General features: G+C 65.0%; 12 protein-coding genes. 4 read left to right on the top strand and 8 right to left on the bottom strand.

Features of this window, described 5'->3' with window-relative positions:
- Positions 1-14: 14 nt before the first annotated feature.
- Entirely contained in the window at positions 15-2,162 is a 2,148-nt protein-coding gene (gene fadB / locus O6P39_RS08930) for a fatty acid oxidation complex subunit alpha FadB (RefSeq protein ID WP_275610995.1), read from the bottom strand.
- Positions 2,163-2,671: 509 nt separating this feature from the next.
- Between fadB and O6P39_RS08925 the strand changes: the two genes are divergently transcribed.
- A complete protein-coding gene (locus O6P39_RS08925) occupies positions 2,672-3,490 on the top strand; it encodes a hypothetical protein (protein WP_275610994.1) in 819 nt (272 codons plus the stop codon).
- A gap of 5 nt (positions 3,491-3,495) precedes the next feature.
- Here O6P39_RS08925 and O6P39_RS08920 read toward each other — a convergent pair whose 3' ends face one another.
- On the bottom strand, positions 3,496-3,930 hold the full coding sequence (locus tag O6P39_RS08920) for a hypothetical protein (RefSeq protein WP_207884399.1): 435 nt from the start codon (positions 3,928-3,930) through the stop codon (positions 3,496-3,498).
- Between the two features lie 71 nt (positions 3,931-4,001).
- On the opposite strand from O6P39_RS08920, the gene O6P39_RS08915 reads away from it, so the two are divergent.
- Positions 4,002-4,442 carry a universal stress protein gene (locus O6P39_RS08915; protein WP_275610993.1) on the top strand — a complete coding sequence of 147 codons (441 nt, stop codon included), beginning with the start codon at positions 4,002-4,004 and terminating at the stop codon, positions 4,440-4,442.
- 34 nt (positions 4,443-4,476) lie between these two features.
- Here the strand turns inward: O6P39_RS08915 and O6P39_RS08910 are convergent, their stop codons facing one another.
- Complete coding sequence (locus tag O6P39_RS08910; protein WP_275610992.1) at positions 4,477-5,163, bottom strand: hypothetical protein; 687 nt, start codon at positions 5,161-5,163, stop codon at positions 4,477-4,479.
- Positions 5,164-5,225: 62 nt separating this feature from the next.
- Positions 5,226-7,142 carry an ATP-binding cassette domain-containing protein gene (locus O6P39_RS08905; protein WP_275610991.1) on the bottom strand — a complete coding sequence of 639 codons (1,917 nt, stop codon included), beginning with the start codon at positions 7,140-7,142 and terminating at the stop codon, positions 5,226-5,228.
- A gap of 185 nt (positions 7,143-7,327) precedes the next feature.
- Between O6P39_RS08905 and O6P39_RS08900 the strand changes: the two genes are divergently transcribed.
- Both O6P39_RS08900 and O6P39_RS08895 read left to right on the top strand, forming a co-directional pair.
- Entirely contained in the window at positions 7,328-9,253 is a 1,926-nt protein-coding gene (locus O6P39_RS08900; protein WP_275610990.1) for a transglycosylase SLT domain-containing protein, read from the top strand.
- Between the two features lie 63 nt (positions 9,254-9,316).
- On the top strand, positions 9,317-9,697 hold the full coding sequence (locus tag O6P39_RS08895; RefSeq protein WP_275610989.1) for a lysozyme inhibitor LprI family protein: 381 nt from the start codon (positions 9,317-9,319) through the stop codon (positions 9,695-9,697).
- Positions 9,698-9,832: 135 nt separating this feature from the next.
- On the opposite strand, the gene O6P39_RS08890 is transcribed toward O6P39_RS08895, so the two are convergent.
- From O6P39_RS08890 to O6P39_RS08875, 4 genes are all read right to left on the bottom strand, one after another.
- A complete protein-coding gene (locus tag O6P39_RS08890) occupies positions 9,833-10,642 on the bottom strand; it encodes an MOSC domain-containing protein (protein ID WP_275610988.1) in 810 nt (269 codons plus the stop codon).
- Positions 10,643-11,309: 667 nt separating this feature from the next.
- Positions 11,310-12,239, bottom strand: a complete 930-nt coding sequence (locus O6P39_RS08885; protein ID WP_275610987.1) for a chemotaxis protein CheV — start codon at positions 12,237-12,239, stop codon at positions 11,310-11,312.
- A 113-nt stretch (positions 12,240-12,352) separates the two neighbouring features.
- Positions 12,353-13,261, bottom strand: coding sequence for a lipid kinase YegS (gene yegS / locus O6P39_RS08880; protein WP_275610986.1), 909 nt, complete (start codon positions 13,259-13,261; stop codon positions 12,353-12,355).
- Positions 13,262-13,339: 78 nt separating this feature from the next.
- A complete protein-coding gene (locus O6P39_RS08875; protein WP_275610985.1) occupies positions 13,340-14,899 on the bottom strand; it encodes an FGGY-family carbohydrate kinase in 1,560 nt (519 codons plus the stop codon).
- Positions 14,900-14,904: the final 5 nt, after the last annotated feature.

Genomic DNA, 14,904 nt, shown 5'->3' with positions numbered 1-14,904 from the left:
TATTCGTTGCGCACTCAACCGAAGAACTTTTGGCCGTTCTTGGCCATTTCACGCAGCTTCGCGGTCGGGTGGTACAGCGCACCCAGGTCGGCGTACTTGTCGGCCAGGGCGACGAATTCGGCCACACCGATGGAGTCGATGTAACGCAGGGCACCGCCACGGAAGGGAGGGAAGCCGATGCCGTAGATCAGGCCCATGTCGGCCTCGGCAGCGGTCTCGACGATGCCGTCTTCCAGGCAACGCACGGTTTCCAGGCACAGCGGGATCATCATGTAGTTGATGATGTCCTCGTCGGTCAGCTCGCGCTCTTCGACGACGATGGACTTCAGCAGCTCATAAGCCTGCGGATCGGAGACTTTCTTCGGCTTGCCGCGCTTGTCGGTCTCGTAGGCGTAGAAGCCCTTGCCGTTCTTCTGGCCCAGGCGATTGGCTTCGTACATCACGTCGACGGCGGTCTTGCCTTCCACGGCCATGCGGTCCGGGAAGCCTTCAGCCATTACGTCGCGGCCGTGGTGGCCGGTGTCGATGCCGACCACGTCGGACAGGTAGGCCGGACCCATGGGCCAGCCAAACTTCTCCATGATCTTGTCGATGCGCACGAAGTCCACGCCGAAGCCCAGCAGCTTGGAGAAGCCGCCGAAGTACGGGAACAGCACGCGGTTGACCAGGAAGCCGGGGCAGTCATTCACCACGATGGGGTTCTTGCCCATCTTCTTGGCATAGGCCACGGTGGTGGCGACTGCGACGTCGCTGGACTTCTCGCCACGGATGACTTCGACCAGCGGCATCATGTGCACCGGGTTGAAGAAGTGCATGCCGACGAAGTTCTGCGGACGCTTGAGCGCCTTGGCCAGCAGGTTGATGGAGATGGTGGAGGTGTTGGATGCGAGAACCGCATCTTCCTTCACCACGCCTTCAACTTCGGCCAGAACGATCTGCTTGACCTTCGGGTTCTCGACCACGGCTTCGACGACGATGTCGACGTTGCCGAAGTCGCCGTAGGACATGGTCGGGCGAATGGCGTTCAGGGCCTCGGCCATCTTCGCCGGGGTCATGCGGCCTTTTTCGACGCGCTTGCCCAGCAGCTTCGAGGCTTCGTTCAGACCCATCTGGATACCCTCTTCGCGGATATCCTTCATCAGGATCGGAGTGCCCTTGGAAGCGGACTGGTAGGCGATACCGCCACCCATGATGCCGGCGCCCAGTACGGCGGCCAGTTTCACGTCCTTGGCGATCTCGTCGTACTGCTTGGCCTTCTTCTTCAGATCCTGGTCGTTGAGGAACAGGCCGATCAGGCTTTCGGCGACCGAGGTCTTGGCCAGTTTCACGAAGCCCTGGGCTTCGATTTCCAGCGCCTTGTCACGGCCGAAGTTGGCGGCCTTCTGGATCGACTTGATGGCTTCGACCGGAGCCGGGTAGTTCGGGCCGGCCTGGCCAGCAACGAAGCCCTTGGCGGTTTCGAAGGCCATCATCTGCTCGATGGCGTTCAGCTTGAGCTTTTCCAGCTTCGGCTGACGGCGGGCCTTGTGGTCCAGCTCGCCGGAGATGGCGCGCTTGACCAGGTCCAGGGCGGCGGCTTGCAGCTGCTCCGGCGCCACGACGGCGTCGACGGCGCCGACTTTCAGCGCGTCTTCAGCCTTGTTTTCCTTGCCCGAGGCGATCCACTCGACCGCGTTGTCGCAGCCGATGATGCGCGGCAGGCGAACGGTGCCGCCGAAGCCCGGGTAGATGCCCAGCTTCACTTCCGGCAGGCCGACCTTGGCGGTGGCGCTCATGACACGGAAGTCGGCAGCCAGGCACATTTCCAGACCGCCGCCCAGGGCGATGCCGTTGATCGCGGCTACGGTCGGAACGTGCAGGTCTTCGAAGTCGCTGAAGATCTTGTTGGCTTCGAGGTTGCCGGCCAGCAGCTCTTCGTCGGGCAGCTTGAAGTTGTCGACGAACTCGGTGATGTCGGCGCCGACGATGAACACGCCCTTGCCGCTGGTCACGATTACGCCCTTGACGGACGAATCGGCCTTGATGGTATCGACTGCTTGGCGCAGTTCATTCAGGGTGAGTCGGTTGAACTTGTTGACGGACTCGCCCTTGAGGTCGAAATTCAGCTCGACGATGCCGCTCTCAAGAGCCTTAACCGTGATGGCTTTACCTTGGTAAATCATCAACTGATCTCCACGCTAGGGAAGCTTGAAATCACACGTCGGACGCCGTGTATCGAGACCGCCCGGCAGTCGCCGAGGATAGTCCCAAAGCTGGCGGCACACCCGCCGACGCGATAGCCGGGGCGTTCTGTCCGAGTCGTCGCACGTGGCAAACGCTCGATTCATACGCCCGTTTGATTTGGGTGCGCCCACCTTCTAGGAAAAGCCGTTGCTTGTCAATCGGCGAGACGCAACAGTCGCAAAGCGGCCGGGACGTCTGGGCCGGAGCATTCAGCAAGTCCACCCTCCTCTATTCACCACGCCTATCGTGACAATTTGCATCTGGCACCTACGTGCCGGAAAACTCGGTATACAACTGTTCAAACGCAGGAGCGCACGTTAGAGTCCGACGGCAATGGCGATCTGCCTGCTGTCGCTGGAGGGAAGGACTCCTCCCGCCGGCCAGCCGGACTGCCTGGAACCTGTGGAACACAACAACAAGAAGCCCATGGCTCCAAGGAGATGGAACGATGACAAGCCGTTCGCTTGTACGTCTGTTGTCTGCGTTCGCTGCGCTCACGCTCACTGCTGTCTATCCGCTCTTCGCTGCGGCCGATGCCGCCAGCGACCTGCTCAGCCTCCACCAGATGCGCCTGGCCGCCCAACGCAGCCTTGGCGATTTCTTCATGTTCAATGCGATGGAAGGCGACCAGAAGTACGCCAGGCTGGTCGAGGCGTCATCACAGAATGCCGGCGAGGCGCTGGGCAAGCTGGGGACCATGCCCGGCAACGAATCCACGAAACTCAAGGCGCAACTGCAGGACCAGTGGAAAGGCTATGCGGCCCAACTGCAGACACTGACCGGCGCGCTGGACAAGAGCGGCTATACCGACCTGCAACCGGTGGCCGACCTCGCCACGCAGAATCGCAAGCTGCTGGACACCGCTGACCAGCTCTACGCCAGGATTCAGGATGAAAGCGGCAGCAAGGTCCCGCCGCTGACCCAGCAGACCCGCGAGCAGAGCCTGCTGATGCAGGACATCGCGGTGGACTACGCGTCGCGCAACGCCTCGGTCGGCGCGAGCTTCTTCGGCGGTGGCGAGGAGCGCCCGCTGGATGATCTGGCCAACCGCTTCGCGATCAATCTGGTGAAGCTGCAGCAGGCGCCGCAGACCACGCCGGAGATCGGCAAGGCGCTGCGTTCGGTGGCGATCAAGTGGCACTACATCGAGAAGTCGCTACAGAACTACAACAAGAACAGCGTGCCGTTCCTGATCAACAAGTACTCGGACCGCATCATCGAAGACCTTGAGGCCGTTTCCAGCCTCTACGCCGCGCAGCAGAGCTGATCGCTTCAGGCATGCTGCTTGAGGAAATCGGCGACCCGTTGCAGGTCGCCGCTGTCGCCCCGCTCGCCCCAGTACAGTGCCAGGAACTGAGGCGTTGCCTCGACCATGTAGACATCCTTCGGCAGGCCGGCCAGCGCCTGGGCCAGCTCGCCCGTGGCGCTCGCCTCGCGCCAGCGGTCCAGCCAGACGCCCGGCTCGCTCTGCCAATAGCACCAGACATCACGGTTCCGGCCACGGGCGCGGTGATACTGCGCGCACTGGCGCGGCGGCTGCCGCTCCATCCAGTGCGGCCACTCCTGGCGCGCGATCTGCATGGCCAGCCCCAGGCGCCGTGCCTGCAGGCGCAGGTCCATCTGCCCACGCTGGCCTCGCGAGGGAATCAGCCAGGTCAGCGGGCTGAGCACCAGCGCAATGAGCAGGATCACCATCCAAACGGTCATATCAGGTATACCGGTCAAACATGGCCAATCAGGCCATACTGATACTAACAAGTCCCCCGGAGGAGACGCTCATGCCTTACCAACACATTCTGGTCGCCGTCGACCTTACCGAGGAATGCGATCCGGTGATGAAGCGAGCCGTTGCGCTGGCCAAGGCCAACGACGCCCGGCTCTCGGCGGTGCATGTCGTCGAGCCCATGGCCATGGCCTTCGGCGGTGATGTGCCGATGGACCTGTCGATGCTGCAACAGCAGCAGTTCGACCAGGCCAAGGAGCGCCTGCACCAGTTCACCCTCACCTACTCGGAAATCACCAGTTCCCAATGCCACCTGGTCTACGGCCAGCCGCGTCAGGAAATCCATCGCCTGGCCGATGAGCAGGACTGCGACCTGATCGTGGTCGGCAGCCACGGCCGACACGGCCTCGCCCTGCTGCTGGGCTCCACCGCCAACGACGTGCTGCACGGCGCACCGTGCGACGTGCTTGCGGTACGCCTGCAGAAGACCAGTTGAACCACACGGCGGGCCCTTCGGGGCCCGCTTCGCATCAGGCTCCGAGCACGTCTCCGCTCATCAGCAGCGGACGCACCTTCTGCAACTGCGCCTCCAGCGAATAGCTCATGCTCGACGCCATGGAGAAGAAGCTGAGGAAAGCCTTCAGGTTCGAATCGCTCTCGCAGGTTTCGTGAATGCGCTGCCAGAACGCCTGGTTCACCAACTGCAATTGCTGGAACTGCTTCACCAACCCCTTCAGCTCCCAATCCGCATGCCGCCCTTCGCGGAAGTTGAAATACTGCCGCATCAGGTACAGCGACACCGCGCGCAGGATGAACTCCTGGTTGCTGGCGAACGGCAGGTGCTGCTGCGCCATGGGCTTGAGCTTGCTCAGCAGCGGGCAGGCGCTGGTCGCCATGATCACCCCGAGCAGCGCGCGCAGGCCCTCTTCCAGGCCCACGTGCTTGATGTACTCACGCTCGGGCGTACGCACTTGCACCGAGGCCTTCTTGAAGGCCGGCAGGCCGCGGAAATCCTCGATCACCCGGTGCAGGTCCACCGCAGCGGGGCAATGGCTGCATTGCTGCGCACTCAGTGGACAGTTGCTGCACTGGTTGTAGTCCAGGCGCGTCCAGCGTGGAGCCTGGGCGGCGGCCTGTGGGTCGTAACCTCGATCCAGTTCGATGCGGTAGCTGAACTCGTGCTCATCATCCAGGGTGATGCGATATTCGATTGCCATTCGGCCGTCCCTAACAGTCTTTGATCAGCAATACGCACGGGCACACCGCCGGACCGAACGGATCACTCTTCCAGTTCGGCCCAGCGTTCGATCAGCCGGTCCAGCTCTTCCTGCAGGGAGCTCAGGCGCGCCAGGGCGGCCTGGGTTTCGCCCTGCGGGCGCTGGTAGAAGTCCGGCGATGCGGTTTCTTCCTGCAGTGCAGCCAGTTCCGCCTCCAGGGCGTCGATCTGCCCGGGGATGGCTTCCAGCTCGCGCTGCAGCTTGTAGCTGAGTTTCTTCTTCGGTGCCGCCACCTCAACCGGCGCGCTGGTTGCCGCAGCCGGCTGTGCGGGGGCAGGTTCGGCGGCAGGCTTGTCGGCCTTCTCCTCACCTACACCCAGCAACTTGGGCGAACCGCCCTGGCGCAGCCAATCCTGGTAGCCGCCGACGAATTCGCGGACGCGCCCTTCGCCTTCGAACACCAGGGTGCTGGTCACCACGTTGTCGAGGAAGGCCCGGTCGTGGCTGACCATCAGCACAGTGCCGTCGAAGCTCAGCAGCACCTCTTCCAGCAGTTCCAGGGTTTCCACGTCCAGGTCGTTGGTCGGTTCGTCCAGCACCAGCAGGTTGGCCGGCTTGCTGAACAGCTTCGCCAGCAACAGACGTGCCCGTTCGCCACCGGAGAGCGCCTTCACCGGGGTGCGGGCGCGTTGCGGGGAAAACAGGAAGTCGCCCAGGTAGCTGAGCACGTGGCGATTCTGCCCGTTGATGGTGATGAATTCGCGGCCTTCGGAAATGTTGTCGATGACGGTCTTTTCCGGCTCCAGCTGGTGACGCAACTGGTCGAAATAGGCCACTTCCAGTCGGGTACCTTCCTTGATCGAGCCGGAAGTCGGCTGCAGGTCGCCCAGCAGCAGCTTGAGCAGGGTGGTCTTGCCGGTGCCGTTGGCGCCCAGCAGGCCGATGCGGTCGCCGCGCTGCAGCACCACGGAAAAGTCACGCACCAGCGACGGGCCGCCCGGATGGTGGAAACCGACGCCCTCGGCCACGATCACCTGCTTGCCGGACTTCTCCGCCGACTCCAGTTGGAAGCTGGCCTTGCCCTGGCGCTCGCGGCGCTCGGCACGCTCGTTACGCATGGCCTTCAGCGCGCGCACGCGGCCTTCGTTACGGGTACGGCGCGCCTTGATGCCCTGGCGAATCCACACTTCCTCCTGGGCCAGGCGCTTGTCGAACAGCGCGTTGGCGGTCTCTTCGGCCGCCAGTTCCTGCTCTTTATGCACTAGGAAGCTGGCGTAGTCGCCGTTCCAGTCGATCAGGTGACCGCGGTCCAGTTCGAGGATGCGGGTGGCCACGGCCTGCAGGAAGGCGCGGTCGTGGGTGATGAACAGTACAGCGCCGGGGAAGTCCGCCAGGGCGTTTTCCAGCCAGGCGATGGCGCCGATATCCAGGTGGTTGGTCGGCTCGTCGAGCAACAGCAGGTCGGGCTCGGCGACCAGCGCCTGGGCCAGCAGCACACGGCGACGCCAGCCACCGGAGAGCTCGGCGAGGGTCTTGTCGGCCGGCAGTTGCAGGCGGCTCAGGGTGGTGTCCACCAGTTGGCCGAGGCGCCAGCCGTCACGGGCTTCCAGCTCCTGCTGGACGCGAGCCAGCTTGGCCAGGTCGTCCTCGTTCTCGATGTGCAGGCTCAGGTGGTGGTAGCGCGCCAGGAGCTCGCCGACTTCGGCCAGGCCTTCGGCGACCACATCATAGACGGTGCGATCATCGGCGCGCGGCAGTTCCTGGGGCAGTTCGCCGATCTTCAGCGCCGGCGCGCGCCAGATGTCACCGTCGTCGGGCTTCTGCTCGCCCTTGACCAGCTTGAGCATGCTCGACTTGCCGGTGCCGTTGCGGCCGATGACGCAGACCCGCTCACCCCGGGCGATCTGCCAGGACACCTTGTCCAACAAGGGCGTAGTGCCAAAGGCAAGGGACACATCGGTGAACTTCAGCAGGGTCATGGGGCATCTCCACAAGCAGGGCGCGCAGTTTACGGGAAAGCGCGGAAAAGTCAGAGGGTTGCGAGTAATCGTCGATTACCCCTCAGCCACCATGAGCGACGCTTTCACCACCCCGGCGCAACGGCTAAGCTACCGGCAGCGGCGCGAGCCATCGCCCGCCCTCGGATCATCATCACGGAAGTGCCATGCGCGGTCGTCTTTTCACACTGTTGTCCTGTTTCATCCTCAGCCTGTCCGCCCAGACGGCCAACGCAGCGTCCCTGTCCCAGCAGCGCCAGATGTACGACGAGGCGCAAAAAGCCCTCGCCCGCAATGACAGCGGCCCCTATTTCCGCTACCAGTCGGCGCTCGCCGATTATCCGCTGGAACCCTACCTGGCCTACGACGAGCTGACCAACCGCCTGAAAAGCGCCAGCAACGCCGAGATTGAGCGCTTCATCAGCGAGCACGGCGACCTGCCGCAGATCAACTGGCTGAAACTGCGCTGGATGCGCCAACTGGCCGATCGGGGCGACTGGGCCACCTTCGTCACCTATTACGACCCGAAGATGAATTTCACCGAGCTGGATTGCCTCTACGGCCAGTACCAGCTCGGCCACGGTACGAAGGCCGAGGGCTACGCCACCGCCGAGAAGCTCTGGCTGGTGGGCAAGCCGCAGCCCGACGCCTGCGACACCACCTTCGCCATGTGGCAGGCGGACGGCCAGCTCACCGAAGAGAAAGTCTGGAAGCGCCTCAAGCTGGCTGCCGAGGCCCGCAACTATGGTCTGGCCACCGTCCTGTCGAAACGCCTGCCGACCCTTGGCAGCCAAGGCGCGCTGATGGTCAACGTGGCGCAGAATCCCGCACAGGTCAGCCAGACCACTCGCTTCACCTCCCGCGACCATGCCACCGCCGACGTGGTCGGCCTGGGTCTGCGCCGCCTGGCCAAGCAGGACCCGGAAAAGGCCATCGGCCTGCTCGACTACTACAGCTCGGTGCTGCCCTTCTCCAGCGATGAGAAAGTCTCCATCGCCCGCGAGATCGGCCTGAGCCTGGCGCGCAGCTACGATTCGCGCGCCCTGCCGCTGATGGAGAAGTACGACCCGCAACTGCGCGACAACACCGTCACCGAATGGCGCCTGCGCCTGCTGCTGCGCCTGGGTCGCTGGGAAGACGCCTACGAGCTGACCCGTGCGCTGCCGCCGGAACTGGCCGACACCAACCGCTGGAAATACTGGCAGGCGCGCTCGCTGCAACTGGCGCAGCCGCAGAACCAGCAAGCCATCAGCCTGTACCGGCCGGTGGCCGATGAGCGCGACTTCTATGGCTTCCTCGCCGCCGACCGGATCAACGCGCCCTACCACCTGAACAACCGCCCCGTCTCGCCCGACGCCGGCACCCTGCTGCGCGTGCGCAACGCCCCGTGCACCCGGCGAGCCCTGGAGTTCTATGCCCGTGGCGAGATCATCAACGCCCGCCGCGAGTGGTACCACGCCGCCCGCCACCTGAGCCACGACGAGCTGCTGGCCCAGGCGAAGATCGCCTACGACATGCAGTGGTACTTCCCGGCGATCCGCGCCATCAGCCAGGCCAAGTACTGGGACGACCTGGACATCCGCTTCCCCATGGCGCATCGCAACACCCTGGTGCGCGAGGCGCGCAACCGTGGCCTGCATTCCAGCTGGGTGTTCGCCATCACCCGCCAGGAAAGCGCCTTCATGTCCGATGCGCGCTCGGGCGTCGGCGCCACTGGCCTGATGCAGCTGATGCCGGGCACCGCCAAGGAAACCGCGAAGCGCTTCGGCATCCCGCTGGCCTCGCCGCAGCAACTGATCCTGCCGGATGTGAACATCCAGCTCGGCGCCGCCTACCTCAGCCAGGTGCACGCCCAGTTCAACGGCAACCGTGTGCTGGCCACCGCCGCCTACAACGCCGGCCCCGGGCGCGTGCGCCAGTGGCTGAAGGATGCCCGCCACCTGGCCTTCGACGTCTGGGTAGAAACCATCCCGTTCGACGAGACCCGCACCTACGTGCAGAACGTGCTGTCCTACGCGGTGATCTACGGGCAGAAGCTCAACGCACCGCAGCCCATCGTCGACTGGCACGAGCGCTTCTTCGACGAACTCTGATCCACTCCCCCCGCCCGGCACTCGCCGGGCGGTTTTCATCCCCTCAAGGAAAAGGAAATTCCCATGCGTAAAGCCCTTCTGTCCGTCACTGCCCTTGCCGCTGGCCTGCTCTGCGCAGGCCACGCCCTGGCGGCCTGCGAGAAGCCGCGCAACGCCTTCGACAGCGTCTACTGCCTGAGTACCGAATACGCCCAGGTCGACCGTGAGCTGAACCAGGAATTCGGCACCCTGCGCAAACTGCTCAACGATGGCCAGAAGGCCGCACTGAAGAAGAGCCAGCTCGCCTGGATCAAGGACCGCGACGCCCAATGCAGCTACGAGCGCGACGGCGGTTACTTCGTCAACCTGCAGTGCGCGGTGGACAAGACCCAGGAGCGCCTGGGCGAACTGCGCGAGCGGGAGCGCGAGTGCCAGAGCACCGGTTGTGTCGAGGCCAAGCTGTAAGACGAGCCCACCATGGCCACGCTTGACCAAGGCGTTGGCGATGGCATCGGTGTAACGGCGTACAACCGCGAACGGTTGTACGCCCTACGCCATGGCTGATCTCTGAGCTATACGCCGATCGGCCTTGGTTACGCCCTACTCCAGAACTTCCACTTCCATGCCCACGCGCAGCTCGCCGCCGTTCTGGGCGATCAGGTTCTGGCCGAACAGCGCCTCGCCGTTGACGTTGCGGTACTGGAGCAGCGTCGCCAGTGGCTGGCGGTCCGGGTCGCGCTCGCCGGTGTGCGGGTCGATGGTGGTGAGGATGCAGCGCGCGCAGGGTTTGGCCACCTTGAAGGTGACATCGCCGATGCGGATGCGTTTCCAGCCGTCCTCGGCGAAGGGTTCGGCACCCGCCACCACCAGGTTCGGACGAAAGCGCAGCATCTCCAGCGGGCGACCGACCTTCGCGGAAAGATCGTCCAGGGAGCCCTGGCCGATCAACAGCAGCGGGAATCCATCGGCGAAATGCACCTGCTCGCCCGGCTCGGCGTAGGCGGTATCCACCTGCCGCGCACGTTGCTCGGGCATCTGCACCAGGCGCACCTCGCGACCGAGGAAGGCGCTCAGCCACTGGGCAGCGGCATCACCGGCATCCGGCACCTGCAGCATGTCGCGCCAGATGATCACGCCGCGCAGGTTGTCGTCGCGGTCCGGCACGCTCACCAGCAGGTCGTCCATGCCCGGCGCGCGCAGGCGCAGGGCGGCGAAACCATCCTGCCAGCGCGCCTCGATGCGACCCATCTGCGGCAGCAGGCGCTGGGTCAGGAATCGGCCATTGGCCGCCTCGACCACCATCCAGCGGCGGTCACCCTCCAGGCCCAGCGCGTCCAGGCGGATCGACTGCAAGGGCTCGTTGGCGGTGGATTTGACCGGGTAGCGGTAGAGCTCGCTGAGCGTGAACATCGGTAGCTTCCTTTCAGACGGCGAAAGCGACCTTATACGGGGTGGGACGGACGTCTAGCAATGCCGTCGGTTGCGACGCGCCAACCACGCGGGCGCCGAGACAGGAGTTTGCCGATGGCAACGGATTCATCCGGTAGGGATTTCGCGGACAGGGTTCGCTCCTACGAGATGCATTTGCGCTCGGGTTGGCCCTCACCCTAACCCTCTCCCAGGGGGAGAGGGGACCGTCCGGTGCAGGATGAAACTACTCTGTCAGCCGGCACGATCTGGCTCCCTCTCCCTGAGGGAGAGGGCTGGGGTGAGGGGGAAAGCCCTGGCACAGATTCAGCCGGGACAAGACAGTTGCTCCTACGAGGGCCTGAGCGGGAGCGTAGGGCGTATAACGTTCGACGTTATACGCCGCTTGACCTTGGTTTCCGTTTACACGGACTACGACCGGCTGGCGCTTCGAACTCGGCCAATACGCCAGCCGATGATCTAGGTGTATCGGCGTACAACCGCGAACGGTTGTACGCCCTACGAATGCGCAGACAGTTGCTCCTACGAAAGCCGCGCCCGGTTCGACCTGTAGGAGCGGACCTTGTCCGCGATCCGCCGGCAGGACCGGCGGTCAACCGGGTTCATGAGCAAGGACTGGGCTCCCCTCGCCCCTACAAGAGGCCCGCTGTTAAGCCGGGACTTTCTGCAACCGCCGGCGCACTACCTCCACCAGTTGGTCCGGCTGGAACTTGGAGAGGAAGTCGTCGCAGCCAACCTTCTTCACCATGGCATCGTTGAAGCTGCCCGACAGCGAGGTGTGCAACACCACGTAGAGGTCACGCAGGCGCGGATCGTTGCGGATCTCCGTGGTCAGCCGGTAGCCGTCCATTTCCGGCATCTCGGCGTCGGTGAACACCATCAGCAGCTTCTCTTCCATGTCCTGCCCCTCGTCCGCCCAGCGCTTGAGCTGCTGCAGCGCGCGCAGGCCGTCGGTAGCCACGTGCAGGCGCAGGCCGAGCTGGGTCAGGGTGTCGCGCAACTGCGCAATGGCCACGCTGGAGTCGTCCACCACCAGCACTTCACGGCCGCGGGTGCGTTCGAGCAGTTCGTCATCCAGGCGCTCGGCGGAAACCCGTGTATTCATCGGCACGATCTCGGCCAGCACCTTTTCCACGTCGATGATCTCCACCAGGCGGTCGTCCACCTTGGTGATCGCGGTCAGGTAATGCTGCCGACCGGCGCCACCGGGCGGCGGCTGCACCGCCTCCCAGTTGAGGTTGAGGATGCGCTCCACCCCGCCGACCAGGAAGGCCTGCACCGAACGGTTGTACTCGGTGACGATGATGGTGCTGCTGGCATCGGGCACCAGCGCGCGCATGCCGATGGCGCGGGACAGGTCGATCACCGGCAGGGTCTGCCCGCGCAGGTTGATCACCCCGCAGATCATCGGGTGGCGCTGCGGAATCAGGGTCAGACGCGGCAGTTGCAGGACTTCCTGCACCTTGAACACATTGATCGCGAACTGCTGCCGTCCGGCCAGGCGGAAGACGAGGATCTCCAGGCGGTTCTGCCCCACCAGTTGGGTGCGTGAGTCGACGCTGTCGAGAATACCGGCCATGCCTGCTCCTGCTTCGAAAGGTATCGTGCGAAAAGCTATCGGCCAGTCATCCGGGATCAGGATAATGGCGCAGAGCCATCATGCCCGACTCTCGCGCACGCCACCAGTGCACGTCAGCGGATCGGCAGGGGCGTCGTCAGTAGTGGTGAGTCTTTCGGCAGGTGCATGGCGAGCGCCGCCGGCCGTACCGCGAAGCGCAGGTGCCGCCCCTCCAGCGGCTCGCCATCGAGATTCACGTCGAGCCCTTCGGCCGCGTCCACCTCCAGCCAGGGCAGGCGGGCGCGGACGAACAGCTCCTGGCCGCCCAGCCCGCTGCCGAGCAGGGCGCCCAGCGCGTCGACCATGTCCTGCGGCGCCGGCAGGATGCTGACATCCAGCAGGCCGTCATCCACCCGCGCCTCCGGGCACAACGCATGCCCGCCACCGGCCTGCCGGCCGTTGCCGATGCCCAGGGCGAGAAATTCGCCTTCCCAGTGGAAGCCCGGCCCGCGGAAACGCCCGCGCGCGGCGTGCACTTCGGAGAAGCGCGTCAGACCGGTCAGCAGGTAGGCCGCGCCACCCAGCAGCTTTTTCAGTTCCTCGGGGGTGTTGGCGGTGACCTTGGAGCCGAAGCCGCCGGTGGCCATGTTGAGAAACAGATGGCCGTCCATCTCGCCGAGATCCACTGGGCGCGGCGGAATCTCCAGCAACGCCAGGGCGTCCGCTGGCTCCAGCGGCACGCCGGCGGCCCGGGCGAAATCATTGGCAGTGCCCAGCGGCAGGACCGCCAGGCTGGCCTTGCCGCCCCCCTGGGCGAGCGCCTCGGCCACATCGCGCACGGTGCCATCGCCACCGCCGGCGACGAGGGTCGTATAACCGGCGGCGAGCGCTTCCCCGACCAGCCGCCGGGCATCTCCGCCCTCCCAGGTCACCCGCACATCCAGCACGCGCCCGGCCCGGCGCGTGGCCTGCACCGCATCGCGTACCGCGTCATTGGTCGCCTGTTTGCCGTGCAGGATCAGCATGGCCCTGGGTTGCGTCATGATCTCTCCTCTCGATTGATCCAGTGACTGTGCCCCAGATTAGCCGACAGGACTTGCGCCACGCTTAATTAGCCGGGCTCACGCCGGATAACCGGTGATCTCGCGGATGCTCTGGTACAGCGGCTTCAGTTGCTTGTACATGCGCTGGTAGACCTCGCTGTACAGCCGCTCGTAGGTGCGCTGCGCCTCCGGACGCGGCTGGAAGACCTCGCCGACGCGGGTCATGGCGGCGATGGCGCTGGCGAAGTCCGGATAGAGCCCGAGCCCCACCGCGCAGTCGATCGCCGCGCCCAGGCCGGACGCCTCGTAGACATGCGGGCGCTCCGCCGGCAGGCCGAAGATGTCGGCGGTCAGTTGCATCGCCGCATCGCTCTGGGAGCCACCGCCCGCCACGCGCAGGCGCTCGATGCGGGTGCCGGAGCGCTTCTCGATGCGCTCCTTGCCCTGGCGCAACGCGTAGGCCAGGCCTTCGAGGATGGCGCGGTAGATGTGCGCACGGGTATGCACGTCGCCGAAGCCGATGATCGAGCCCTTGGCCTCCAGCCCCGGCTCGCGGATGCCGGGCGTCCAGTAGGGCTGCAGCATCAGGCCCATGGAGCCGGCGGGCACGCTGTTGACCAGGTCGTCGAACAGCTTCTCCGGCTCGACGCCCAGTTCGGCGGCGCGCTGCATCTCGCGCAGGCCGAATTCGCGCTTGAACCAGCTGACCATCCAGAAACCGCGGTAGATCATCACCTCGGTGTTGAAGTGGTCGGGGATCGCCGCCGGGTACGGCGGTATCAGCGGGATGGTTTCCAGGTAGCGCGAGCGCGTGGTGTTGATGGTCGCCGTGGTGCCATAGGACAGGCAGGCGACGCGCGGATCGATGGCGCCGGCGCCGAGCACTTCGCAGGCCTTGTCCGCCCCCGCGGCGATCAGCAGCAGCCCCTCGGGAATCCCGGTGTGACGACTGGCCTCGGCGGTGATCTCGCCCAGCCGCTCGCCGGGCTTGAGCAGGTCCGGCAGTTGCTCGCGGCGCACCTCCAGCGCCTGCCATTTCCAGTCGCGCGGCGCGGCCCACTGCAGGCGTTTGTAGTCGAACGGCAGGTAGGCCACGCTGGAGGCCACCGAGTCCACGTAACGCCCGCACAGTCGCTGGGTAAGGAAGCCCGAGAGCAGCAGCACCTTGTGGGTGCGTCGCCGGATATCCGGCTGCTGCTGGGCCACCCAGTTGACCTCGGCCTGGGTGCGAAAATAATCCACCGCGCCCTGCGCGCCCACCAGCTTGAACAGCCAGCCCCAGGGACCCTTGATCGACTCGCCCAGCTCGGCGCGGCGCTGGTCCAGCCAGATTATCGCCGGGCGCAATGCCCGACCCGCTTCATCGACGTGGATCACCGTGCCGCGCTGGGTGGTCAGGGAAACGCCACGGATACGGCTGCGGTCGATGTCGACGCTGGCCCACAGGCGCCGGCAGGCCTCGCCCAGCTGTTCCCAGTAATACTCCGGGTGTTGTTCGGCCCAGCCGGGGTTGTCGGAGAAATAGGCCTCCAGCTCCACCTTGCCCTTGCCGACCAGATTGCCCTCCAGGTCGAAAAGCAGTGCGCGCACGCTCTGGGTGCCGTTATCGATGGCCAGCAGGTAGTTCTGTTCGCTCAAGGTGC

The sequence above is a fragment of the Pseudomonas sp. PSE14 genome (assembly GCF_029203285.1).
GTDB lineage: Bacteria > Pseudomonadota > Gammaproteobacteria > Pseudomonadales > Pseudomonadaceae > Pseudomonas.
Note: the sequence above shows the minus strand (reverse complement) of the source record. Positions and strands in the feature narration are given on the sequence as shown.